Origin of the sequence: Thermus thermamylovorans (genome assembly GCF_004307015.1) — a bacterium.
Classification (GTDB): domain Bacteria; phylum Deinococcota; class Deinococci; order Deinococcales; family Thermaceae; genus Thermus; species Thermus thermamylovorans.
In genome coordinates this window covers 1-23,074 of sequence record NZ_SIJL01000007.1, presented here as the reverse complement: position 1 = coordinate 23,074, position 23,074 = coordinate 1, and the positions used below count along the sequence as shown (strand labels likewise).

Annotated in this window: 20 protein-coding genes; 6 read left to right on the top strand and 14 right to left on the bottom strand. The window is 68.6% G+C overall.

The genetic code is table 11. The features are described 5' to 3' along the window. Positions 1-124 precede the first annotated feature (124 nt). From groL to ETP66_RS06595, 7 genes are all read right to left on the bottom strand, one after another. A complete protein-coding gene (gene groL / locus ETP66_RS06625; RefSeq protein WP_130841777.1) occupies positions 125-1,756 on the bottom strand; it encodes a chaperonin GroEL in 1,632 nt (543 codons plus the stop codon). 12 nt (positions 1,757-1,768) lie between these two features. Beyond that, positions 1,769-2,074: a co-chaperone GroES gene (gene groES, locus ETP66_RS06620; protein WP_130841775.1), complete on the bottom strand. Its 306-nt coding sequence runs from the start codon at positions 2,072-2,074 to the stop codon at positions 1,769-1,771. Between the two features lie 76 nt (positions 2,075-2,150). Then, positions 2,151-3,248, bottom strand: coding sequence for a DUF58 domain-containing protein (locus ETP66_RS06615; RefSeq protein ID WP_201738488.1), 1,098 nt, complete (start codon positions 3,246-3,248; stop codon positions 2,151-2,153). Continuing rightward, the gene (locus tag ETP66_RS06610; RefSeq protein ID WP_130841773.1) at positions 3,248-4,162 is read right to left on the bottom strand and encodes an AAA family ATPase; all 915 of its coding nucleotides are present in this window, start codon (positions 4,160-4,162) and stop codon (positions 3,248-3,250) included. The genes ETP66_RS06615 and ETP66_RS06610 overlap by 1 nt, the downstream gene beginning before the upstream one ends. Further along, positions 4,132-5,430, bottom strand: coding sequence for a DUF4129 domain-containing protein (locus ETP66_RS12390; protein ID WP_269089303.1), 1,299 nt, complete (start codon positions 5,428-5,430; stop codon positions 4,132-4,134). Before ETP66_RS12390 ends, ETP66_RS06610 begins: the two co-directional genes overlap by 31 nt. A gap of 1 nt (position 5,431) precedes the next feature. Beyond that, entirely contained in the window at positions 5,432-6,202 is a 771-nt protein-coding gene (locus ETP66_RS06600; RefSeq protein ID WP_130841771.1) for a TrmH family RNA methyltransferase, read from the bottom strand. After that, positions 6,180-8,426 carry a GNAT family N-acetyltransferase gene (locus ETP66_RS06595; RefSeq protein ID WP_130841769.1) on the bottom strand — a complete coding sequence of 749 codons (2,247 nt, stop codon included), beginning with the start codon at positions 8,424-8,426 and terminating at the stop codon, positions 6,180-6,182. The genes ETP66_RS06600 and ETP66_RS06595 overlap by 23 nt, the downstream gene beginning before the upstream one ends. Positions 8,427-8,473: 47 nt before the next feature. Here ETP66_RS06595 and pgi point away from each other — a divergent pair, with 47 nt between their 5' ends. From pgi to ETP66_RS06565, 6 genes are all read left to right on the top strand, one after another. Beyond that, entirely contained in the window at positions 8,474-9,745 is a 1,272-nt protein-coding gene (gene pgi / locus ETP66_RS06590; protein WP_130841767.1) for a glucose-6-phosphate isomerase, read from the top strand. A 51-nt stretch (positions 9,746-9,796) separates the two neighbouring features. Beyond that, the gene (gene pckA, locus ETP66_RS06585; RefSeq protein WP_130841765.1) at positions 9,797-11,386 is read left to right on the top strand and encodes a phosphoenolpyruvate carboxykinase (ATP); all 1,590 of its coding nucleotides are present in this window, start codon (positions 9,797-9,799) and stop codon (positions 11,384-11,386) included. A gap of 189 nt (positions 11,387-11,575) precedes the next feature. Beyond that, a complete protein-coding gene (locus ETP66_RS06580) occupies positions 11,576-13,402 on the top strand; it encodes a heme o synthase (protein WP_130841763.1) in 1,827 nt (608 codons plus the stop codon). A gap of 8 nt (positions 13,403-13,410) precedes the next feature. Then, complete coding sequence (gene coxB / locus ETP66_RS06575) at positions 13,411-14,424, top strand: cytochrome c oxidase subunit II (protein ID WP_130841761.1); 1,014 nt, start codon at positions 13,411-13,413, stop codon at positions 14,422-14,424. A 13-nt stretch (positions 14,425-14,437) separates the two neighbouring features. Then, positions 14,438-16,813 carry a cytochrome c oxidase subunit I gene (ctaD, locus tag ETP66_RS06570; RefSeq protein ID WP_130841760.1) on the top strand — a complete coding sequence of 792 codons (2,376 nt, stop codon included), beginning with the start codon at positions 14,438-14,440 and terminating at the stop codon, positions 16,811-16,813. Positions 16,814-16,873: 60 nt separating this feature from the next. Then, on the top strand, positions 16,874-17,587 hold the full coding sequence (locus tag ETP66_RS06565) for a hypothetical protein (protein WP_130841758.1): 714 nt from the start codon (positions 16,874-16,876) through the stop codon (positions 17,585-17,587). On the opposite strand, the gene ETP66_RS06560 is transcribed toward ETP66_RS06565, so the two are convergent. Genes ETP66_RS06560 through ETP66_RS06535 form a run of 7 tightly spaced genes read right to left on the bottom strand, consistent with a single transcriptional unit; the run spans position 17,559 to position 22,723 of the window. Next, the gene (locus tag ETP66_RS06560) at positions 17,559-18,542 is read right to left on the bottom strand and encodes a zinc-dependent alcohol dehydrogenase family protein (protein ID WP_130841756.1); all 984 of its coding nucleotides are present in this window, start codon (positions 18,540-18,542) and stop codon (positions 17,559-17,561) included. The two genes, ETP66_RS06565 and ETP66_RS06560, sit on opposite strands and share 29 nt — an antisense overlap. 4 nt (positions 18,543-18,546) lie before the next feature. Next, positions 18,547-18,708 carry a hypothetical protein gene (locus tag ETP66_RS11930; RefSeq protein ID WP_161569070.1) on the bottom strand — a complete coding sequence of 54 codons (162 nt, stop codon included), beginning with the start codon at positions 18,706-18,708 and terminating at the stop codon, positions 18,547-18,549. Next, positions 18,698-19,036 (bottom strand): cytochrome C oxidase subunit IV family protein, encoded by a 339-nt coding sequence (locus tag ETP66_RS06555; RefSeq protein WP_130841754.1) that lies wholly within the window; start codon positions 19,034-19,036, stop codon positions 18,698-18,700. Before ETP66_RS06555 ends, ETP66_RS11930 begins: the two co-directional genes overlap by 11 nt. A gap of 9 nt (positions 19,037-19,045) precedes the next feature. Beyond that, positions 19,046-19,720, bottom strand: coding sequence for a cytochrome c oxidase subunit 3 (locus ETP66_RS06550; RefSeq protein ID WP_130841752.1), 675 nt, complete (start codon positions 19,718-19,720; stop codon positions 19,046-19,048). A gap of 11 nt (positions 19,721-19,731) precedes the next feature. Next, entirely contained in the window at positions 19,732-20,316 is a 585-nt protein-coding gene (locus tag ETP66_RS06545; protein WP_130841750.1) for a cytochrome c oxidase subunit 3 family protein, read from the bottom strand. Next, a complete protein-coding gene (gene ctaD / locus ETP66_RS06540) occupies positions 20,309-22,051 on the bottom strand; it encodes a cytochrome c oxidase subunit I (protein WP_130841748.1) in 1,743 nt (580 codons plus the stop codon). The genes ETP66_RS06545 and ctaD (ETP66_RS06540) overlap by 8 nt, the downstream gene beginning before the upstream one ends. A 12-nt stretch (positions 22,052-22,063) precedes the next feature. Continuing rightward, positions 22,064-22,723 carry a cytochrome c oxidase subunit II gene (locus ETP66_RS06535; RefSeq protein WP_236630107.1) on the bottom strand — a complete coding sequence of 220 codons (660 nt, stop codon included), beginning with the start codon at positions 22,721-22,723 and terminating at the stop codon, positions 22,064-22,066. Positions 22,724-23,074: the final 351 nt, after the last annotated feature.

Below are 23,074 nucleotides of genomic sequence, written 5' to 3'. Positions count from 1 at the left end.
CCCAAGCCGGGGTGGGGGCCCCGGCAAAAGGGGGCCCGAGGCCCCCAATCGGAGAAGGTCAGCGGGGCCCCCAGGCGGCAAGGAAAAGGGCCTGGCATCCGCCAGGCCCCTTGTCTAGCTCGGCTTAGAAGTCCATGTCCCCGCCGCCCGCAGGAGCAGGGGTGGACTCCTTCTTCTCGGGCTTCTCCGCCACCACCGCCTCGGTGGTGAGGATGAGGGAGCCGATGGAGGCGGCGTTCTGCAGGGCGGAGCGGGTCACCTTGGCGGGGTCCACGATGCCCGCCTCCACCATGTCCACGTACTCCCCGGTGGCGGCGTTGAAGCCCAGGCGGGGGTTCTTGGTCTCGGAGAGGATCTTCTGGACCACCACGGAGCCCTCGTAGCCGGCGTTCTCCGCGATCTGGCGGGCAGGCTCCTCCAGGGCGCGGCGCACGATCCGGGCCCCGGTGGCCTCGTCCCCCTCCAGCTTCTTCAGGAGGTCGTCCAGGGCGCCGATGGCCCGCAGGAGGGCCACCCCACCCCCGGGGACGATCCCCTCCTCCACCGCCGCCCGGGTGGCGTTCAGGGCGTCCTCAAAGCGGTGCTTCTTCTCCTTGAGCTCGGTTTCCGTGGCGGCCCCCACCCGGATCACGGCCACGCCCCCCGCCAGCTTGGCCAGGCGCTCCTGGAGCTTTTCCTTGGCGTACTCGCTGTCGGTGGTTTCCAGCTCCTTCTTGATGCCGTTGATCCGGGCCTCGATGTCCTCCTTCTTGCCCTTGCCGCCCACGATGGTGGTCTCGTCCTTGGTGATCTTCACCCGCTCGGCCCGGCCCAGCATGGAGAGGGTGGCGTTCTCCAGCTTGAAGCCGAGCTCCTCGGAGATCACCGTGCCCCCGGTGACCGCGGCGATGTCCTTGAGCATCTCCTTGCGCCGGTCGCCGAAGCCGGGGGCCTTCACCGCGGCCACGTTCAGGGTGCCCCGGAGCTTGTTCACCACCAGGGTGGCCAGGGCCTCCCCCTCCACGTCCTCGGCGATGAGGAGGAGGGGCTTGCCGGTCTGGGCCACCTGCTCCAGCACCGGGAGGAGCTCCCGCACGTTGGAGACCTTCTTCTCCACGATGAGGATGAAGGCGTCCTCGAGGACCGCCTCCATGGCCTCGGGGTTGGTGACGAAGTAGGGGGAGATGTACCCCTTGTCGAACTGGTACCCCTCCACGAACTTCAGCTCGGTCTCCAGGCTCTTGGACTCCTCGACGGTGATGATCCCCTCCTTCCCCACCTTCTCCATGGCGTCGGCGATCAGCTTGCCCACGTCAGGGTCGTTGGCGGAGATGGTGGCCACCTCCTCGATGGCCTTGCGGTCCTCCACGGGGATGGCCAGGGAGCGGATCTTCTCCACCGCCGCCTCCACCGCCTTCTCGATGCCCCGCTTGAGGGCCAGGGGGTTAGCCCCGGCGGCCACGTTTTTCAGGCCCTCCCGCACGATGGCCTGGGCCAGCACGGTGGCGGTGGTGGTGCCGTCACCGGCCACGTCGTTGGTCTTGGAGGCCACCTCCTTGAGGAGCTGGGCCCCGATGTTCTCCAGGTGGTTCTCCAGCTCGATCTCCTTGGCCACCGTCACCCCGTCTTTGGTGATGGAGGGGGAGCCGAACTTCTTCTCCAGGACCACGTTCCGGCCCCGGGGGCCCAGGGTTACCTTCACCGCGTCGGCCACCGCGTTCACACCGCGCTCCAGCGCCCGGCGGGCCGCCTCGTCAAACACCAGGACCTTAGCCATACCTCACCTCCCTTAGCCCAGAACCGCCAGAAGGTCGCGCTCGGAGAGGATCACGTATTCCTCCCCCTCGATCTCGATCTCGGTGCCGCCGTACTTGGCGAAGACCACGATGTCCCCCTCCTTGACCTCGAGGGGCACCTTCTGCCCGTTCTCCAGGATCCGGCCCGTGCCCACCGCGATCACCTTGCCCTTCTGGGGCTTCTCCTTGGCGGTGTCGGGGAGCACGATGCCCCCCTTGGTCTTGGGCTCCTCCTCGATCCGCTTCACCACCACCCGGTCGCCTAGGGGCTTGATCACCGTCTTCACCTCCGCTGCCATAGCCACTCCCTCCTTTGACGCTCAAAGGGTAAGAGTGTCAAACCGAGGGTTATTATTCCCTCCTCCGCCCTTCCTGTCAAGGGGGTTGAGGGGAGGATTGTAGGGCGAGGGGCTCGTGCCCCCGCACCACCCGAAGCTCCAGGCCGTGGGCCAGGAGGAGGCCCCGCAGGGCCAGGGCCCGCTCCAGCCCCGGGGTCTTGCCGAAGGCCCTGCGGCCCCTCTCCCCGGGGTAGAGGAAGTAGCCCTCGGGCAGGAGGAGCAAAACCCCCCGCCGGGCCCGGGCCGCCCCCCGGAGGGCCGCCTGGAGGAAGGCCGCCTCCGCCCCCTGGCTCACCAGGAGGTAGGTGCTTCCCGGGGGGGCCGGGGGCGGGAGGGCGGGCGCGGGGGTGGCCTTTAGGCGGGCCAGGAGGACCAGGGCCCGCTCCAGGTGGGCCCTGCCCCGGCCCAGGGGGAGGACCTCCCCCGCGGAGAGGCCGTAGCGCTCCCCCCGCCTTTCCGCCTGCAGGAGAAGCCAGGCGGCCAGGCTCGCCGCGTGGTCGGGGTAGCTGGGGTGGAGGGCCTGGGTGTCCAGGTGGAGGAAAAGGCTCCCCAGCAAGCTTTTCTCCACCTCCCGCACCAGGGGCTGGCCCCGGCGGAGGCTGGCCTTCCTGGCCAGGAGGCGCAGGGAGTCCCCGGGCCGGTAGGGGCGGAGGCCTTTGGCCTCGAGGGGGTCCGGGAGGCCGAAGGGGGTGGGCCTGCCCTCCAGGAAGAAGCTGGGGGCGGGGTGGAAGGGGGGCAGGGCCCTGAGGGCGGGGTAGACCAGGACCCGCCCCGGCTCCAGGAGGAGCCGCCTCTCCCCTAGGCCCAAGGGGCCCTGGAGGCGGAGGCCCAGGCGCACCGGGTGCTCCCCCCGCCTGCGGTAGCGGCAGGGCAGGGGGAGGCGAAGCCGGGTCCTCCCCCAGGCCACCCCGGAAACGCTCCGGGGCTCGAGGCCCAGGGGGGCCGAGGGCAGGCTTTCCAGCCGGAAGAGGACGGGCAAGGGGCAAACGAGCTCCACCTCCGCCCCCCCCTCGCCCCCCTGGCCGGGGAAGCCCGGGGGAAGCCCCCGCAGCTCCGCCCGGGCCCGGGCCAGCCAGGGGGCCCGGTACAGGGCCAGGAGGAGGGCAAGCCCCAGGAGGGCCAGGAGGCTTCCCATTAGGCCCACTCCACCGGGGCGGGGACCGCCTGGAGGGCCTGCGCCAAGAGCCCTTGCGGGCTCGCCCCGGAAAGCTCCGCCTCCAGGCGGAGGAGGAGGCGGTGGGGGATGGCCGCCCGGAAAGCCCGCTGGAGATCCTCGGGGACGGCGAAGGGGCGGCCCTCCAGAAAGGCCAGGGCCTGGGCCAGGCGCTCCACCTGCAAAAGGGCCCTGGGGGAGGGGCCAAGCCGCACCTCCTCCCGGCCCCGGAGCCAGGCGGAGAGGGCGAGGAGGTAGTCCAGAAGCTCCTCGGCGACCCGAACCCGCCGCACCTCCCCCCGCAGGGCCAAAACCTCCTCCGGCCCGGTGACCGCCTCCAGGCCCAAAAGGGGGTCCCGCTCCCTCAGGGCCTGGAGAAGGGCCTTCTCGTCGGGGTAGCCCAGGGCGAGCCGGGCGGCGAAGCGGTCCTTTTGGGCCACGGGGAGGGGGTAGGTGCCCTCCTCCTCCACCGGGTTCTGGGTGGCCAGGACGAAGAAGGGCTCGGGCAGGGGGTGGCTCCTCCCCTCCAGGGTCACCTGCCCCTCCCCCATGGCCTCGAGGAGGGCGGACTGGGTCCTGGGGGTGGCCCGGTTCAGCTCGTCCACCAGCAGGACCTGGGCGAAGAGGGGGCCCTTCTGCCACACCAGGCTCCCCTCCCGGTAGAGGTAGACCCCGGTGAGGTCCTGGGGCAGGAGGTCGGGGGTCATCTGGATGCGGCGGAAGGAGAGGCCCAGGACCCGGGCCAGGGCCTTGGCGAAGGTGGTCTTGCCCGTGCCGGGCACGTCCTCCAGGAGGAGGTGGCCCCCGGAGAGCAGGGTGGCCAGGGCAAGCCTCAAGGTCTCCTCCCGCAGGAGGACCCACCCCTCTAGGGCCTTGCGGACGCGTTCGTAGAGCATAACCTAAGGATAGCCTCCAAAAAAGTTTCCGCCTCCTCCGCCGCCTCCTCCCCCGCCCTCCCCCCGTAGCGCACGGGCAGGTAGAGCCGGGTGAGGCTGGAAAGGGCCCCCTCCACCTCGGGGAAGCGGGCGGCCACCCGGGCCTGGTAGGCCAGAGGCCCCTCCCAAGCCCGCCGGGGAAGCCCCCAGGCCCTCAGGGCCAGGAGGGCCCGCAGGTAGGCCCGGCGCACCCGGTCCTCGGGGAGGGCCTCCCGCCGGGACCTGCCCCGCCCGCCCCCCCGGCCCCCCCTGGCCTCCTCCCCGTCCCCCCGGGGTTGCCGCCAGAGGAAAAGGGCCAGGGCCAGAAGGAGGGCCAGGGTGAGGAGGGCGCCAAAGCCCGCCAGGGCCACCCCCACCTCTCCCCGGGCCCGGGGCTCCGGGACCGTCCGGTTCCCTTCCCCCAGGGCCTCCGGCCCAGGGACGGCGGGGTGAGGGACCCCCGCCCCCCCGGCCCCCCCACCCCCCAGGGTGCCCAGGTAGAGGAGGAGGAGGGAGGCGGCCAGGAGGGCCAGGAGGACGGGGAGGAGGTGGAAGCCCCGGAAGGGGAGGGCCCTCCCCCGGCCGAGGAGGGGCAGGAGGGCCAGGAGCAGGAGGAGGAGGGCCAGGGGCAGGGCCCCCTCCAGGGCCCACAGGAGCCAGAGGGCCCAGGGGGCCAGGCCCCCCCCACCCCCCGCGTGGGGGGCAGGACCCCCTCCACCCGGGGCCCCGGAGGGGGATCCGGGGAGAGGGGCCGGAATCCCTTCCCCCGGCCCCGGGGGAACGGAGGGCCAGGGGAGGGGATAGGGGGCGAGAAGGAACAGGGCAAGGGCGGAGAAAAAGGGGACGAGCAGGCCGGGCAGGCCAAGCCGGAAAGCCTCCCCCCGCGCCCGGGCCCGCCCCAGGGCCCCCTCCAGGAGGTTCGCCCCGTGGAGGAGGCCGAGAAGGAAAAGCCCCGGGGGGCCGAGGAGGAGGGCCGGGGGGAGGAGGAAGAGGCTCGCCAGGGGCCTCTCCCGCAGGGCCAGGAAGAGGCCCAAGAGGAGGAGGAGCCCCGAGGTGAGGGCCCACTCCGGAAGCCACAGGGGAAAGGGGGCTTCCCCGGCGTGGAGGAGCCCCGGCAGGAAGGCCAGCCAGAGGAAGCCCCCAGGGTAGAGGCGCCCGCCCAGGAGGAGGAGCCCCCCGCCCAGGGCCAGGGGAGGCCAGCCCTGGGGGAAGGCCAGAAGGAGGAGGACCAGGGCCAGGAGGGGGGCCACCTCACCCTCCCCGCTGGCGCCGGGCCTCGTAGAGGAGGAGGGCGGCGCTCACCGCCACGTTCAGGCTGTCCGCCACCCCCCGCATGGGGATGCGCACCCGGGCCTGGGCCCGCCCGAGCCAGGCCTCGGGAAGGCCCTGGTCCTCGGCCCCCAGGAGGAAGGCCACCCCCCCTCGGTAGTCCCCCTCCCAGTAGAGCCTCTCCCCCCTGGGGGTGGCGGCCACCAGGGGGAGGCCCGCCCCCTCCAGGAAGCGGGCCGCCTCCCCCTCGGGAACGGGGTAGACGGGCAGGGCGAAGGCCGCCCCCGTGGAGTTGCGGACCGCCTGGGGGCTGTAGAGGTCCACCCCTTCCGCCACCAGGACCAGGTCGGCCCCCGCCCCGTCCGCAGCGCGCAGGATGGCCCCCAGGTTGCCGGGCTTCTCCAGGCCCAGCAGGACCAGGACCAAGGGGGCCTGGGGGAGGCGCACCTCGGCCAGGCGCCTTTGCGGGATGCGGAAAACCCCCATGACGGGGGGCGGGTTCTCGCGCACGGAAACCCGTTCCATGGCCTCCTGGGAGAGCTCCAGGAGGGGGGCCTCCCCCGCCAGCAGGCGGTCCTCCGGGGTGGCCCTGGGCCCCAGGAGGAGGGCTTCCAGGTGGAGGCCCGCCCCCAGGGCCCGCGCCACCTCCCGCCTTCCCTCCACCAGGAAGAGCCCGGTCCTCTCCCGCTCCCGCCGCTCCTTGAGGGCGGCCAGGGCCTTCACCTTGGGGTTAGCGGGGCTTTGGATCCGCATGGAGGCGCAGGGCGAAGCGGGCGACGCGGGGGCCTGCGAGGTCCAAGGAGACGCCCTCCACCTGGGGGAGCTCCTCCAGAAGGCGGGAAAGCCGCAGGGCGATCTCCCGGTAGGGGGCGGGGTCCGCCTTTCCCTCCAGGGGGCGGAAGAGCTCCCGGGCATCCCCCTCCGTGAGGGGGGAAAGCCTCTTCCCGAGGACTTGGTTCCCCAAGGGGGTGGGAAGGAGGAGGGTGAGGACGGGGCCGAAGAGGGGGTGGGGCTCGGCGCTGAGCCGGAGGGCGAGCCCCTCCCCGTCCCCGAGGGGGAGGCCGAAGGCCTGGAGGAGGGAACGGGCTTCCTCCTCCGTGAGGGCCTTCTTTCCCTCCACAAGCCGCCTGGCCTGCTCCAGGCGCAGGTCCTGAAAGTCGGGGAAGTGGAGGGGTTCCTCCCTCCAGGCCCGGTAGGCCCAGGCCCGGGCCAGGGCGATGGCCGCGGACTCGGGGAAGCGGAAGAGGGCCGCCTGGCCCAGGAGGCGGGCTCGGGGGCCTGTGGCCCCCATGGAGCAGGCCAGGAAGAGCTTGTCCCCTTCCGCCCTCTCCACCAGGGCCAAGAACTCCTCCTCGCTCATGAAGCCCATGGGGACAAAGAGGAGGAAGAGGCTTCCCGCCTCGCTCCTCCGGGCTTCCTCCAGGGCACGGGCGAAGTCCTCCGCCCTGGCCGTGGAACCCAGGTCCACGTGCTCCACCTCCAGGCCCCCCTCCTTGAGGACCTCCAGGGCCAGGTTGGAAGGCCCGGAGGCGTTGGAGATGAGGCACACCCGGTTGTTCCCGGGCAGGCGGCCCAGGGCGAGGAGGGCGGCGGCGTCGAAGGCCTCCTCCAGGCTGTTGGCCCGCACCACCCCGGCCTGGGCGAAGAGGGCCCGCACCAGGGGGTCGCGGGAGGGGTGCACCGCCAGGATGGGCTTCTTCTTGCCGATGCGGCGGGCCAGGCGGGAGAAGCGCCGGGGGTTGCCGAACCCCTCCAGGTAGAGGAGGATCACCCTCGTGCGCTCGTCCTCCTCCCAGAACTGCAGGAGGTCGTTGGAAGATATGTCCGTCTTAGCCCCCAGGGAGACGAAGGCGGAAACCCCCAGGCCCATGCCCTCGGCGTAGGCCATCACCGCCCGCCCCAGGGTACCCGACTGGCTGGAGAGGGCCAGGGGACCGGGCCTGGGCAGGGGGGCCAGGCCCGCGGCCAGGCGGGCCTCGGGGTGGGTGTGGAAGAGGCCCAGGGAGCCCGGGCCCAGAAGGCGCATGCCCAGGCGCCGGGCCTTGTCGGCGAGCTCCCGGGCCTCCCTTTCCGTGAAGCCCGTGGTGAGCAGGATGGCTCCCCTTAGCCCCCGCCTCCCGCAGGCCTCCAAAGCGTCCAGCACCCGCTCCTTGGGCACGGCGATCACCGCCAGGTCCACGGGGCCGGGGATGCTCTCCACGTTGGGGTAGGCCAGGAGGGGGCCCACCGTCCCCCCTTCCTTGCCGATGGCCTCGTTCACCGGGTAGACGGGTCCCTGGAAGCGGCCGAAGATGAGGTTTTCCAGCACCCGGTAGCCGATGCTCTCCGGGTCGCGGCTCGCCCCCACCACCGCCACCCCCCGGGGGAAGAAGAAGGGGTGCAGGCTGGCCAGGGTGGAGACCTTCTCCCGCCACTCGAAGCGCTCCGCTGCCCTCTCCTCCAGGAGGATCTCGAACTCCACCTCCACCTCCCCCCCGTCCCGGTGGGCCTTCACCTGGAAGCCGCTTTCCGTGAAGACGTTGAGCATCTGGCGGTTTTCCGCCAAAACGAAGGCCTGGAAGCGGCGCACCCCCCGCTTGGCGGCGATGAGGGCCAGCCTTTCCAGAAGGAGGGTCCCCAGGCCCTTGCCCTGGAAGGCGTCCTCCACCAGGAAGGCCACCTCGGCGGCCTCCTCCCCCTTGGCCCGCACGTACTCCCCCGTGGCCACGATCCTCTGGGGCTCCCCGGCGAGGACGATGAGGGTGACCTTCTCCTCCTCGGGTTTGGCGGAGAGGAGGAGCTCCGCCGCCTTCTCCGGGGAGATGGGGGAGAAGAAGCGCATGCGCAAGGAGGCGGGGGAAAGCCTCCCCAGGAACTCCACGAAGAGGGGGAGGTCCTTGGGGGTGGCCCGGCGCAGGAGGGCGGTGCGCCCGTCCTTGAGGAGGACGGGGCCCTCCTCCAGGCCGTACTGGGGGGTGGGCGGGGGCACATAGCCCATGCCCTTAGCCTACCCCCAGGCCTCCCCTTCTTGGGTAGCATAGATCCATGCTCCGCCTGGACACCCGCTTCCTCAAAGGCTTCCCCAAGGCCCTGAAGGTCTACGAAAAAGACCTTCTGGAAGCCCGGGAGCGCCTCTTGGCCAAGAACAAAGCCCCGGGGGCCATGCTGGGCTGGATGGGCCTCCCCGAGGACACGGAGACCCTCCGGGAGATCCGCCGCTACCGCGAGGCCCACCCTTGGGTGGAGGACTATGTCCTCCTGGGGATCGGGGGAAGCGCCTTAGGCCCCAAGGCCCTGGAGGCCGCCTTCAACGAAAGCGGCGTGCGCTTCCACTATGTGGACCACGTGGAGCCCGAACCCGTCCGGAAGCTCCTCCGCACCCTGGACCCCCGGAAGACCCTGGTGAACGCCATCTCCAAGTCCGGGGCCACCGCGGAGACCCTGGCCGCCCTCCTGATCTTTCTCAACTGGCTTCAGAAGAGCCTGGGGGAGGGGTGGCGGCGGCACCTGGTCCTCACCACCGACCCCCAGCGGGGAGCCCTCCGGGCCCTGGCGGAGCGGGAGGGGCTCAGGACCTTCGCCATCCCCGAGAACGTGGGGGGGCGCTACTCGGTGCTCTCCCCCGTGGGGCTCCTGCCCCTGGCCTTCGCCGGGGCGGACCTGGAAGCCCTCCTCATGGGGGCGAGGAAGGCCAACGAGCTGGCCCTGGCTCCCTTAGAGCAAAGCCTTCCCCTACAAACGGCCCTCCTCCAGCACCTCCACCGCCACCTGCCCGTGACCGTCTTCATGGTCTACTCGGAACGGCTCAAACACCTCCCCTCCTGGTTCGTCCAGCTCCACGACGAGTCCTTGGGGAAGCAGGACCGGGAGGGCAACCGCGTGGGCACCACCGCCGTCCCCGCCCTGGGCCCCGCCGACCAGCACGCCCAGGTGCAGCTCTTCCGGGAAGGCCCCCTGGACAAGCTCATCGTTCTGGTGGTGCCGGAAAGGGCCGCGGAGGACCTACCCTTGCCGGAGGTGGCGGGGTTGGAGGCGGAGGCGGGCTACCTCTTCGGCAAGGGCCTCTTCGCGCTCCTCAAGGCCGAGGCCGAGGCCACCTACCGGGCCCTGGCCGAGGCCGGGCAGCGGGTCTATACCCTTTACCTTTCGGAGGTTTCCCCCTACGCGGTGGGCTGGCTGTTGCAGCACCTCATGTGGCAGACCGCCTTCCTGGGGGAGCTTTGGGGGGTGAACGCCTTCGACCAGCCCGGGGTGGAGCTGGGCAAACGCCTCACCTTCGCCCTCCTGGGACGGCCGGGGTACGGGGAGGAGGGGTAGTTGGAAGCTGGGAAATCCTGCCCGTGATACCCTGGACACGAGGAGGCCCGGATGGACCGCCTGAGTTACATAGGTATAGAGCCAAAAAAGAGGGTGTTCTGGGACGCGGCATCCCCCGTCTTGGTGGAGCACACCTTGAGCCGGGGGGAGGGCTTCCTGGCTCACAAGGGGCCCCTGGTGGTGGACACCACCCCCTACACCGGAAGAAGCCCCCGGGATAAGTTCGTGGTGCGGGAGCCCGAGGTGGAGGAGGAGATCTGGTGGGGGGAGGTGAACCAACCCTTCGCCCCTGAGGCCTTCCAGGCCCTCCTCGCCCGGGTGGCCCAGCACCTCTCCGAGCGGGACCTCTACGTGCAGGACCTCTACGCCGGGGCGGACCGGCGGCACCGCCTGGCGGTGCGGGTGGTGACGGAAAGCCCTTGGCACGCCCTGTTCGCCCGCAACATGTTCCTCCTGCCCCGCCGCTTCCCCCTGGACGACGAGGTGGAGCGCTTCGTCCCTGGCTTCACCGTGGTCCACGCTCCCCACTTCCTGGCGGACCCCGAGCGGGACGGCACCAAAAGCGAGGTCTTCGTGGGCATCAGCTTTGCCCGGAGGCTGGTGCTCATCGTGGGCACCAAGTACGCCGGGGAGATCAAGAAGAGCATCTTCACGGTGATGAACTACCTCATGCCCAAAAGGGGGGTCTTCCCCATGCACGCCTCGGCCAACGTGGGCCAGGAGGGGGACGTGGCCCTCTTCTTCGGCCTCTCGGGCACGGGCAAGACCACCCTTTCCACCGACCCTCAGCGCCCCCTGATCGGCGACGACGAGCACGGCTGGAGCGAGGAGGGGGTTTTCAACTTCGAGGGGGGGTGTTACGCCAAGGTCATCCGCCTCTCGGAGGAACACGAGCCCCTCATCTTCCGGGCCTCCAACCAGTTTGAGTCCATTCTGGAGAACGTGGTGGTGAATCCGGAAAGCCGCCGGGTGGAATGGGACGACGACACCAAGACGGAAAACACCCGGGCCTCCTACCCCATCGCCCACCTGGAGAACGTGGTGGACTCGGGGATGGCCGGCCACCCCAGGGCCATCTTCTTCCTCTCCGCCGACGCCTACGGGGTCCTGCCCCCCATCGCCCGCCTCAGCCCGGAGCAGGCCATGTACTACTTCCTCTCCGGCTACACCGCCCGGGTGGCGGGAACGGAGCGGGGGGTCACCGAGCCCAAGGCCACCTTTTCCGCCTGCTTCGGGGCCCCCTTCCTGCCCATGCACCCTGGGGTCTACGCCCGGATGCTGGGGGAGAAGATCCAAAGGCACGCCCCCCGGGTCTACCTGGTGAACACCGGCTGGACCGGGGGGCCCTACGGGGTGGGCCGGCGCTTCCCCCTGCCCCTCACCCGGGCCCTCCTGGGAGCAGCCCTGAGCGGGGCCCTCGAGGGGGTTCCCTACCGCCAGGACCCCGTCTTCGGCTTTGAGGTGCCCCTAGAGGTGCCGGGTGTCCCCCAAGAGCTTCTGAACCCCCGGGAGACCTGGGCCGACCCGGAGGCCTACGATCGCCAGGCCCAGAAGCTAGCCGCGCTCTTTCAAGATAACTTCCAAAAATATGCCGATGGGGTGACGGAGGCCATCCGGCAGGCGGGGCCCAAAGGGGCATAGGATGGGGCAAGTCCCCTCCCGAAAAGAGGGCGGGTCGCCTGCCCCAGGAGACCCCTCGGCCCCTTGCCAAATAGGGCAAGGGGGTATTAGGCTCCTGGGTGAGGAGATGCGAGGGACAAATGTACCTCACCCCCCGGCGAAGCTTTCTGGCAGAATGGTAGGCGCTACCGTCTGGGGGGCGAGTCCGGTATGAACCAAGACCGCTTCAGACGCCTGGCCTGGGGTGTATTCCTCTGGACCGTCCTGGTGGCCCTATGGGGGGCTTTCGTGCGGATCACGGGCTCGGGGGCCGGTTGCGGCTCCCACTGGCCTACCTGCAACGGGGAGGTCATCCCCAGAAGCCCTGAGGTGGAGACCCTCATCGAGTTCACCCACCGGGCCACCTCAGGCCTGGCCTTTCTGGGAGCCCTAGCGCTCCTCATCCTGGCCCTGCGCCTCTTCCCCAAGGGCCACCCCGTGCGCTTCGGCGCCGGGCTTTCCCTGTTCTTCATGGTCACGGAAAGCCTGGTGGGGGCGGCCCTGGTCCTCTTCGGCTGGGTGGCGGACAACATCAGCACCGAACGGGCCGTGGTCCACATGGTCCACCTGGCGAACACCTACTTCCTGCTGGCGGCCTTGCTCCTTACCGCCTGGTGGGCCTCCGGCGGGGCGCCCCTGGCCCTTAAGGGACAAGGGGCGGTGAGCATCGGCCTTCTTCTAGGTCTCCTGGCGCTGGTCTTCCTGGGGATGAGCGGGGCCATCACCGCCCTGGGGGACCTCCTCTTCCCCGTGGCCAGCACCCGGGAGGCTCTGGAACGCTCCCTGACCCCGGGGGAGCACTTCCTGGTGCGCCTCAGGGTCCTCCACCCCCTGATTGCGGTGAGCGTGGGTCTCTACGTGGTCTTCGCCGGCCACCTGGTGGCCCGCCTGCGCCCCTCCCTGTCCACCCAAAGGTTCGCCCACCTCCTCACGGCCCTTTACGGCCTGCAGCTCCTGGTGGGTCTGGCCAACGTCTGGCTGCGGGCCCCCTTCGCCCTCCAGCTCCTGCACCTCTTCCTGGCCTACCTCATCTGGTTCGCCTTCGTCCTGCTGGCCGCCTCGGCCCTGGCCCGGGGTACTCCCCAGGCCGCCCCCTGGGGGGGCGAACCCCTCCCCCAGGGGGTCCACCGGGGCACGGGGGGGGCCACCTGGAAGGACTACCTGGCCCTCACCAAACCCCGGGTGATCAGCCTCCTCCTCCTCACCACCCTCCTAGCCATGGTCATCGCCGCGGGGGGCTGGCCCGGGACCGGCCTTTTCCTGGCGGTGGCCATGGGGGGGTACATGATGGCGGGAGCGGCCAACGCCATCAACATGGTGGTGGACCGGGACATCGACGCCCGCATGCGGCGCACCGCCCGGCGGCCCACGGCCACCCAGAGGATCCCTAGCCGGGACGCCCTCCTCTTCGCCTTGGCCCTGGCCCTTCTGGCCTTCCTCCTCCTCGGGTGGGGGGCCAACCTCCTCGCGGCCACCCTGGCCCTCGCGGGCCTCATCTGGTACGTGCTGGTCTACACCCTCTACCTAAAGCGGCGCACCTGGCAGAACATCGTCATCGGGGGGGCAGCGGGGGCCTTCCCGCCCCTGGTGGGCTGGGCGGCGGTCACTGGGGACCTGAGCCTCTTCGCCTGGTACCTCTTCGCCCTCATCTTCTTCTGGACCCCGGTGCACTTCTGGGCCCTGGCCCTCCTGATCCAGGACGAGTACCGGCAGGCGGGGGTGCCCATGCTGCCCGTGGTCCTGGGGGAGCGGGTCACGGTGATGCAGATCGCCCTCTATGCCCTCCTCACCGCCCTCATCTCCCTGATGCCCCTCCTTCTGGGCGAGCTGGGCCTCGTTTACCTCTCCTTCAGCCTGGCCCTGAACGCCCTCCTCATCCTCAAGAGCCTGGCCCTCTACCGCCAGCCCGAGCGGAGGACGGCGGTTTCCCTGTACAGGTACTCCATGCTGTACCTGGCCCTCCTCTTCGCGGCCATGGCGGTGGACCGGGTGGTATAGGAGGAACGATGAGGCGAATCTTGGCGGCGCTGGTACCCCTAGGCTTCGTCCTGGCCCAGGAGGCCCACCGGGTGGCCATCACCCACCCCTTTTCGGCCACCAACCGGGAGACCAACTTCCTACTCCTGTGGGTGCTCTTCTTCTCCATCCTGGTCTTCGGGGTGGTGGCAGGAGCCCTGGCCTACGTGACCTGGAAGTTCCGGGCCAAACCCGGCCAGACGGGGGAACCCCCCCAGATCCACGGCAACGACCGCCTCGAGGTGGTCTGGACCGTCATTCCCCTGGTCATCGTATTCATCCTCTTCGGCCTGACCGCGAGGAGCCTGATCCTCGTGAACCAGCCCATACCGGGGGCCATGAAGGTGGAGGTGGTGGGCTACCAGTTCTGGTGGGACTTCCACTACCCCGCGCTAGGTCTCAGGAACTCCAACGAGCTCATCCTGCCCGTGGGGGTGCCGGTGACCCTGGAGATCACCTCTAAGGACGTGATCCACTCGTTCTGGGTGCCGGGGCTCACGGGGAAGCGGGACGCCATTCCGGGACAAAAGACCCTTCTACACTTCAAACCCGAGCAGGTGGGCCACTACTACGGCTTCTGCGCCGAGCTCTGCGGGGCCAGCCACGCCCGCATGCTCTTCCGGGTCCTGGTGGTGCCCGAGGAGGAGTTCCAGCGCTTCGTGGCCGAGGCCCGGGACTACACCCCTCCGGTGGCCGACGCCCGCGGGCAGGAGGTCTTCGGCCAGTTCTGCGCCGCCTGCCACGGCATCCAGGGGCAGATGCCCCCGGCGGTCATAGGCCCCGACCTGGGCTTCATGGGCAACCGCCTCACCCTGGGAGCGGCCATTGCGGAGAACACCCCGGAGAACATGAAGGCCTGGATCCGCGACCCGGCCTCCTTCAAGCCGGGGGTGCAGATGCCGGGCTTTCCCCAGCTTTCCGACGAGGACTTGGAGGCTTTGGTGCGTTACCTGGACGGGCTGAGGCTGGAAGGGTTCGACTTCAGCACCCTGCCGAGGTTCTGAAGGAGGCATCGGGATGGCTGTTGCCGCAAAGCCCAAAGCAAACATCTGGGCGGTCCTCTGGGACCTCCTCACCACCGTAGACCACAAGAAGATCGGCATCCTCTATACCGTCACCGCCTTTTTCGCCTTTGCCCTGGCCGGGGTCTTCTCCCTCCTCATCCGGGCCCAGCTGGCAGTGCCCAACAGCGGCCTGCTCACGGGGGAGCAGTACAACCAGATCCTCACCCTGCACGGGGCCACAATGCTCTTCTTCTTCATCATCCAGGCCGGGCTCACCGGCTTCGGCAACTTCGTGGTGCCCCTCATGCTGGGGGCCCGGGACGTGGCCCTGCCCCGCATCAACGCCTTCAGCTACTGGGCCTTCCTGGGGGCTATCATCCTGGCCCTCATGAGCTTCTTCTTCCCCGGGGGGGCCCCCAGCGTGGGCTGGACCTTTTACTACCCCTTCTCCGCCCAGTCGGAAAGCGGCGTCAACTTCTACATGGCGGCCATCCTCCTCCTGGGCTTCTCCAGCCTGTTGGGTAACGCCAACTTCATCGCCACCATTTACAACCTGCGGGCCCAAGGGATGAGCCTTTGGAAGATGCCCATGTACGTGTGGAGCGTCTTCGCCGCCAGCGTCCTCAACCTCTTCAGTCTGGCGGGGCTTACCGCGGCCACCCTCCTCGTCCTCCTGGACCGGAAGATCGGCCTCACCTGGTTCAACCCCGCCATCGGGGGTGACCCCGTCCTCTTCCAGCAGTTCTTCTGGTTCTACTCCCACCCCACGGTTTACGTGATGCTCCTGCCCTACCTGGGCATCCTGGCGGAGGTGGCCTCCACCTTTGCCCGGAAGCCCCTTTTCGGCTACAAGCAGATGGTCTGGGCCCAGATGGGCATCGTGGTCCTGGGCACCATGGTCTGGGCCCACCACATGTTCACCGTGGGCGAGTCCAACGTCTTCCAGATCGCCTTCGCCTTCTTCACCGCCCTCATCGCCGTGCCCACGGGGGTGAAGCTCTTCAACCTCATCGGCACCCTGTGGGGCGGCCACCTGCAGATGAAGACCCCCCTCTACTGGGTGCTGGGTTTCATCTTCAACTTCCTCCTGGGGGGCATCACCGGGGTCATGCTGGCCATGACCCCCCTGACCTACCAGTTCCACGACTCCTACTTCGTGGTGGCCCACTTCCACAACGTCCTCATGGCGGGTTCGGCCTTCGGGGCCTTCGCTGGGCTTTACTACTGGTGGCCCAAGATGACGGGCCGGATGTTCGACGACCGCCTGGGCAAGCTCCACTTCTGGCTCTTCCTGGTGGGCTACCTGGTCACCTTCCTGCCCCAATACGCCCTGGGCTTTTTGGGCATGCCCCGGCGCTACTACACCTACAACGCGGACATCGCTGGCTGGCCCGAGCTGAACCTCATCTCCACCATCGGGGCCTTCATCCTGGGCCTGGGGGGAGTGGTCTGGATCTACACCATGTGGAAGAGCCTGCGCTCCGGCCCCAAGGCCCCCGACAACCCCTGGGGGGGCTATACCCTGGAGTGGCTCACCAGCTCCCCGCCCAGGGCCCACAACTTTGACGTGCAGCTGCCCAAGGAGTTCCCCTCCGAGCGGCCCCTTTACGACTGGTCCAAGCGGGGGGTGGAGCTCAAGCCCGAGGACCCCAGGCACATCCACCTGCCCAACAGCTCCTTCTGGCCCTTCTACTCCGCCGCTACCCTCTTCGCCTTCTTCGTGAGCCTGGCCATCCTCCCCTGGCCCAACGTATGGATGTGGCTCTTCCTGGTCCTCTTCGCCTACGGCCTGATCCGCTGGGCCCTGGAGGACGAATACAGCCATCCCGTAGAGCACCACACGGTCACGGGCAAGTCCAACGCCTGGATGGGGATGGCCTGGTTCATCGTCTCCGAGGTGGGCCTCTTCGCCATCCTCATCGCGGGCTACCTCTACCTCCGGCTCACGGGAGCGGCCGTGCCCCCCGAGGAGCGGCCCGCCCTCTGGCTGGCCATCCTCAACACCTTCTTCCTGGTGAGTTCCTCTTTCACGGTGCACTTTGCCCACCACGACCTCAGGCGGGGCCGCTTCCATCCCTTCCGCTTCGGCCTCCTCATCACCATCATCCTGGGAGCCCTCTTCTTCCTCTTCCAGGCCTACGAGTTCTGGGAGTTCTACCATCACTCCAGCTGGCAGGAAAACCTCTGGACCGCAGCCTTCTTCACCATCGTGGGCCTCCACGGGCTGCACGTGCTCATCGGCGGCTTCGGCCTGGTCTTGGCCTACCTCCAAGCCCTTAGGGGTAAGACCACCCTCCACCACCACGGGACCCTCGAGGCCGCCAGCATGTACTGGCACCTGGTGGACGCGGTCTGGCTCTTCATCGTGGTGCTCTTCTACCTCTGGTAAAGCCTCCGGGGACAAAGCCCTCGCCTCGCAGCGGGGGCTTTGCTACTTCTGGAGGTGGGTATGCGGCTCTTGGTGGTGGACTTCGACTCCTTCTTCCCCCTCCCCCAAGACCCTCACCATCCCCAGGCCCCCCTTTACGCCTGGGCCCAGTTCGAAACCCCCTACTACCTCCTGGAGGCCTGGGAGGAACGGGCCCTGGCCTTCCTCCTCCGGGGGCTTCCCCTGCCCCAGGCCCGGGGGTGGGAGGGGTTCTGGCGGCGCTTCGCCTTCGTTGAAGGGGCGGTGCTCTACTACGCCGACTCCAACGCCCTGGCCTTCCACCCAAGGGTCCGGGAGGGGGTGAGGGAGGTGGTCCTCTTCGACGCCCACCACGACGCGGGCTACCGCCCCTTGGGGGAGGAACCCGCCTGCGACGACTGGATGGTCTTCTACGCCCGCCAGGGAGCAAGGCTCAGGGTCTTCTACCCCCCCTGGCGCGACCCGGCCCTGGAGCCCGAGCCCCAGGTTCCGGTAGAGCGGGTTTTTGATCCCGGGGGGGCGGTGCCGGGCCTGTTCCACCGCGCTTTCCTCTGCCGCAGCGGGGCCTTCGTGCCCCCCTGGGCCGACCCCGCCTTCTTCGCCCTCCTGGAGGAGGCCCCCCTCCCCAAGGTGGCCCTGGAGCCCCTGGCCCCGAGGCCTTTGGACCTGGAGGCCCTCCGGCGCAGGGTACGGGAGGAGGGCTTTGCCCTCCGCTTTCTGGAGCGCCTCAGGGGAGGAGGACGGCCGCTCCCCTAAGCCGCCCCCGGCGCAGGGCCTCCAGGGCCCGGTTGGCCTCCTCGAGGGGAAAGACCTCCACCTCCGCCCGCACGGGCACCTTGGGGGCGATCTCCAGGAAGGCCTTGGCGTCCTCCCGGGTGAGGTTGGCCACGGAGCGCAAGACCCTCTCCTCCCAGAGGAGGCGGTAGGGCATCTCGGGGATGGGGCTCATGTGGATCCCCGCCAGGACCACCACCCCCCCGGGCTCCGTGTCCGCCAGGGCCTTGGGCACCAGGCTCCCCACGGGGGCGAAGACCAAGGCCGCCTCCAGGGGCTCGGGCGGGCTTTCCGTGGAGTCCCCCGCCCAAAAGGCCCCCAGCTCCAGGGCCAAGGCCTTGGCCGCCTCGTCCCCCGGGCGGACAAAGGCATAGACCCGCTTGCCCTCGTGCCGCGCCACCTGCAGGAGGAGGTGGGCCGCGGCCCCGAAACCGTAAAAACCCAGGACCTGCCGGTCTTGGACCATCCGGTAGGCCCGGTAGCCGATGAGGCCCGCGCAAAGCCATGGGGCCAGGGCCTCCGGGGGGAGGTCCTCGGGCAAGGGGTAGGCGTACTCCGCCCGCACCACCAGGTACTCCGCGTACCCCCCGTCCCGGTGGTAACCGGTGAAACGAGCCCCGGGGCAGAGGTTTTCCTGCCCCCGGAGGCAGAACTTGCAGGCCCCGCAAGCCCCGCCGAGCCACCCCACCCCGAGCCTGGTCCCCAAGGCTATCCCCACCACCCCCTCCCCCAGGCCCGCCACCCGGCCCACCGCCTGGTGGCCCAGGACCAGGGGGAGGCGGGGCGGGGGAAGCTCCCCGTCGGCGATGTGCTGGTCCGTGCGGCACACCCCGCAGGCCTCCACCCGGAGGAGCACCTCTCCGGGGCCAGGGGTGGGCGGGGGCAGGTCCGCCGGGAACAGGGGCTCCCCCACCGCCTTAAGCAGCATGGCCCGCATGGCCCTATTTTCCCCTGTTCCCCCTAGAGCGCCGCCAGAGGTACCAGGCCACCCCTCCCACCAGGAGGAAGGGCACGGGAGCCATGACCAAAACCCCCCACCAGGCGGGGCCCAAGTCGGTGAGGTGGGTGTCCGTGTGGTGGGCCAGCGCCCTGCTAAGGCCCACCAAAGAAAAGCTGGCGCACCGCGGCCACATACCTTCCCTCAGGAACCAGGATAGCCACCAGGGCCAGAAGCAGGAGCGGGGGCAGGAGGATAGCGTACACCAGGCCCAGCCGCTCAAAGCGCAGGTGCATGAAATAGGCCACGATCAGGCCGGCCTTCAACAGGGCGAAAACGGTGATGAGAAACCGCCGGAGACCGATGGGCTCCACCTGGAAGTAGTCCAGCAGATAAGATATGGCGCTCAGGACGAAAAGAAGACCCCAAACCGCAAGGTAGACCCCGATGGACTGGTGCTGCTCGCCCCTGGCCATCCCCGAACCGCGCTCCATACCCACCCCCTAAAAGAGGTAGAAAAAGGCGAAGATGAAGACCCAGACCAGGTCGACGAAGTGCCAGTAAAGCCCCGCTACCTCTACCCCCACGTAGCTCCCTGCCCGGTCGTACACCCCCTTCAGGACGCGGACGGCCACCGCCGTCAGGTAGATGACCCCAGCGGTCACGTGCAGGCCGTGGAAACCCGTGAGCATGAAGAAGGAAGCACCGAACTGGGCCGCCCCCATGGGGTTACCCCAGGGGCGGAAGCCCAGATCCTTGATGAGGTGGGTCCACTCATAGGCCTGCATCCCCACGAAGGTGAGGCCCAGAAGAGCGGTGAGGCCAAGGAAGAGAGCGGTGTAGGGTTTGTTGCGGTTGTAGGCGTGGTACACAGCAATGGCCATGGTGCCGCTGGAGCTGATGAGGATCACGGTCATGATGGCGATGAGGAGGAGGGGCACCTCCTGGCCACCGAGGTGCAGGGCGAAGACCTTGCCGGCATCGGGCCAAGGCTCGGTGGCGGAAAGCCGGGCCGCGGCGTAAGCGGCTAGGAAGCAGCCGAAAATAAAGGTGTCGGAGAGAAGGAAGATCCACATCATGGCCTTGGCCCAGACCACCTTGAAGGTGGCGAGGTCGCTGGTCCAGTCCTGGGCCAGGTAGGCCAGGAAACGGGGTAGCCTGAGGGTCCTTTCCTCCATGCTGTCCCTCCCTAGCTACGGAGCAAGAGGCCCAAGAAGAAGAGCCAAACCCCAAGCAGATAGTGCCAGTACCAGGCGCAGGGCCTCAGGGCCCGTCCCTGGCGGGCCAAGGGCCAGGCTAGGGCGAGGACCCCACCCAGCAGGTGCAGGCCGTGCAGACCGGTGATCAGGTAGAAGAAGCCACTGGCAGGGTTCCCTGCAGGGGCGTACCCCAAGTCGAGGAGGAGCCTCCAAGCGAGGAGCTGGCCGAGGAGAAAGCCCACCCCCAAGACCCCGCCGGCTAGGGCCCAGGGCTTGGCCCGGGACCAGGACTCCTGCCGCGCCGCCTTTTCCAGGCTTAGGCTGGCCAGGAGAAGGAGCAGGGTGTTCAGCCAGAGGAGGGGCGGCGTGGGCAGGGCTTGCCAGCCGGGCAGGCCCATGCGCACAAGGTAGGCGCTGGTCAGGGCGGCGAACAGGCTGGTCACCGCGGCCAGGATGACGAGAAGGCCCAGGTGGGGTAGGGGAAAAGCCTCCTGGCCTCCCCCTGCCCCTCCACCCCCCTCCCCACCCCCGGGCCGACGGACCGGAGGCCTAGGCCTCTCCTCTACCCTAGGCACGGCCTTCCCCCCCGCTGCCCCCAGCTACCACCGGCGGGGCGTTCTGCGGGATGAAGTCCTCCTGGGCCCCCGGGGGGCTGTACTCGTAGGCCCAGCGGTAGACCACAGGGGGTGGCTCGTGCCCCCAGTTGCCGTGAGGCGGGGGCGTGGGCGCCTGCCACTCCAAGGTGGCCGCCCGCCAGGGGTTGTCCGGGGCCTTGGTCCCACGGAAGTAGGAGTAGACCAGGTTAAAGGCGAAGAGGAGCTGGGCCAGGCCCACCAAGAGGGCTACGGCGGTGATGAACTCGTTCAAGGCCTGCACCGAGGGCGGGGTAAAGGCCAGGCCCTCAAAGGTGTTGTAGCGCCGAGGCACCCCCAGAAGGCCGATGAAGTGCATGGGGAAGAAAATCAGGTAGGTGCCGACGAAAGTAACCCAGAAGTGGATCTGGCCCAGGGTCTCGTTGAGCATCCGCCCCGTGGCCTTGGGGTACCAGTGGTAGATGCCTCCAAAGATGGCTACGATGGCCGCCACCCCCATGACCATGTGGAAGTGGGCCACCACGAAGTAGGTGTCCTGGAGGGGGAAATCCACGATCACGTTGCCCAGAAAAAGCCCGGTAAGCCCCCCCACCACAAAGGTGTTGATGAAGGCGATGGCGAAGAGCATGGGCACGGTGAGCTGGATCTTGCCCCGCCAAAGGGTGAGGAGCCAGTTGTAGGTCTTGATGGCCGAAGGGATGGCCACGATCAGGGTGGTGGTAGCGAAGAAGAAACCGAAGTAGGGGTTCATACCACTGGTGTACATGTGGTGGGCCCAGACCACGAAGGAAAGGGCCGCGATGGCCACCATGGAGAGGACCATCATGCCGTAGCCGAAGATGGGCTTCCTGGCGTGCACCGAGACCAGCTCAGAGATGAGCCCCATGGCGGGCAGGATGACGATGTAAACCTCGGGGTGCCCGAAGTACCAGAAGAGATGCTGCCATAGGAGAGGGCTACCCCCTTCATGGGGCAGGTGCTGGCCGAACTGGAGGATGGCGGGCATGAAGAAACTGGTCCCCAGGGTGCGGTCCAGGAGGAGCATCACTCCTCCCACGAAGAGGGCGGGAAAGGCCAGAAGGGCCATGATGGAAGCGATGAAGATGCCCCAAATCGCCAAGGGCATGCGCATCAGGGTCATGCCCTTAGTGCGGAGCTGGAGCACGGTGGTCACGTAGTTGAGCCCGCCCATGGTGGCGGCCACGATGAAGACGAGGAGGGAAACCAGCATGAGGATGATCCCCCAGTCGTACCCCGGGGTACCCCGGAGGATGGCCTGGGGCGGGTAGAGGGTCCAGCCTGCCCCTGTGGGCCCTCCGGGAACGAAGAAGGAGGCCAGGAGGATCAGAACCGAAAGCAAGTAGACCCAGTAGGAGAGCATGTTGACGAAGGGATAGGCCATGTCCCTGGCCCCCAGCATCAGGGGGATGAGGAAGTTGCCGAATCCCCCGAGGAGCAGGGCGGTGAGCAGGTAAATGATCATGATCATGCCGTGAAGGGTCATGGCCTGGTAATACCGCTCCGCATCCAGGGTCCCCGGGAAGGCGAGCTCCAGGCGCATGGCCCAGGAGAGGGCCATGCCGATGACCCCCACCAAGAGGGCGGTGACCGTGTACTGGATGGCGATGACCTTGTGGTCCTGGCTGAAGATGTAGCGGGTCCAGAAGCTCCTGGGCTCGGGGCCTACGCGGTGGTCGTGGTAACTGGGAAACTCCATGGCTTCCCCTCCCTAATGGCCTAGGGTCTGGGCCACGCCGGGCTGGGTATGCAGCCAGGCCCGAAACTCCTCTGGGGGAAGAACCAGGACCTGGCCTAGCATGCGGGCGTGGCCGATGCCGCAGAACTCGGCGCAAATTACCTGAAACTCGCCCGCTTCCGTAGGGGTGAACCAGATGCGGGTCACCATCCCGGGAACCGCGTCCATCTTCACCCGGAACTCGGGCACGTAGAAGCTGTGGAGGACGTCGTTGGCCCGCAGAAGGAGCAGTACGGGCTCTCCCAAGGGCAGACGCAGGGGACCGCCGATGACCACGATGTCGTCCCGGGCCGCGGGGTCCTCGAGGTCCAAACCGAAGGGGTTGGCCGGGGAGGCGTTTCTAACCTCCGCCCGCCCCAGCTTCCCATCAGGGCCCGGATAGCGGTAGTTCCAGAGCCACTGCTGGGAGAGGACCTCCACCGTGTGCGCCTCCTTAGGGGGTCGGATGAGGTGGGCGTAGAAGTAAAGACCCGGGGCCAGGAGGACCACGATGCCCAAGGTGGTGATCCAGATGAGCCTGCGCTCCAGGGTGGGCTCCTCGGGGATGTATTCCGCCGGACCCTTGTGGTAGCGGTGGATGCAATAGGCCAGAAACAGGTTCACCGCCGCATAGGCCAGGCCTGTGAGCAGCAAGGAGAGGAGGATAATCTGATCTATGGAGCCCCAGTTGGAGGCCAAAGGGGCAAACCACCAAGGCCGGAGGAGGGCCAGCCCGATAGCGCCCACCACCATAAGGACCAAGGCCGCGACCAACAAGGGCCGTTGCATTTCGCCTCGGTGTCCAGCGTAGCACCGTGGCCCGGCTTTTGCAATAGATCATAGGGACAAAGGTCCCGGTAGCTAAGCGCCTAGGCGTGGAGGTTACCCCACCGGAGAAAGGGGGCACCCGTGGTCCCTTTAGGACCCCCGTTGTGGCGCACGCTACAACAGGGCACTGGGAAGGAAGCAGCTGCGAGCGCTACCCTGAACCTGGACAGACACATG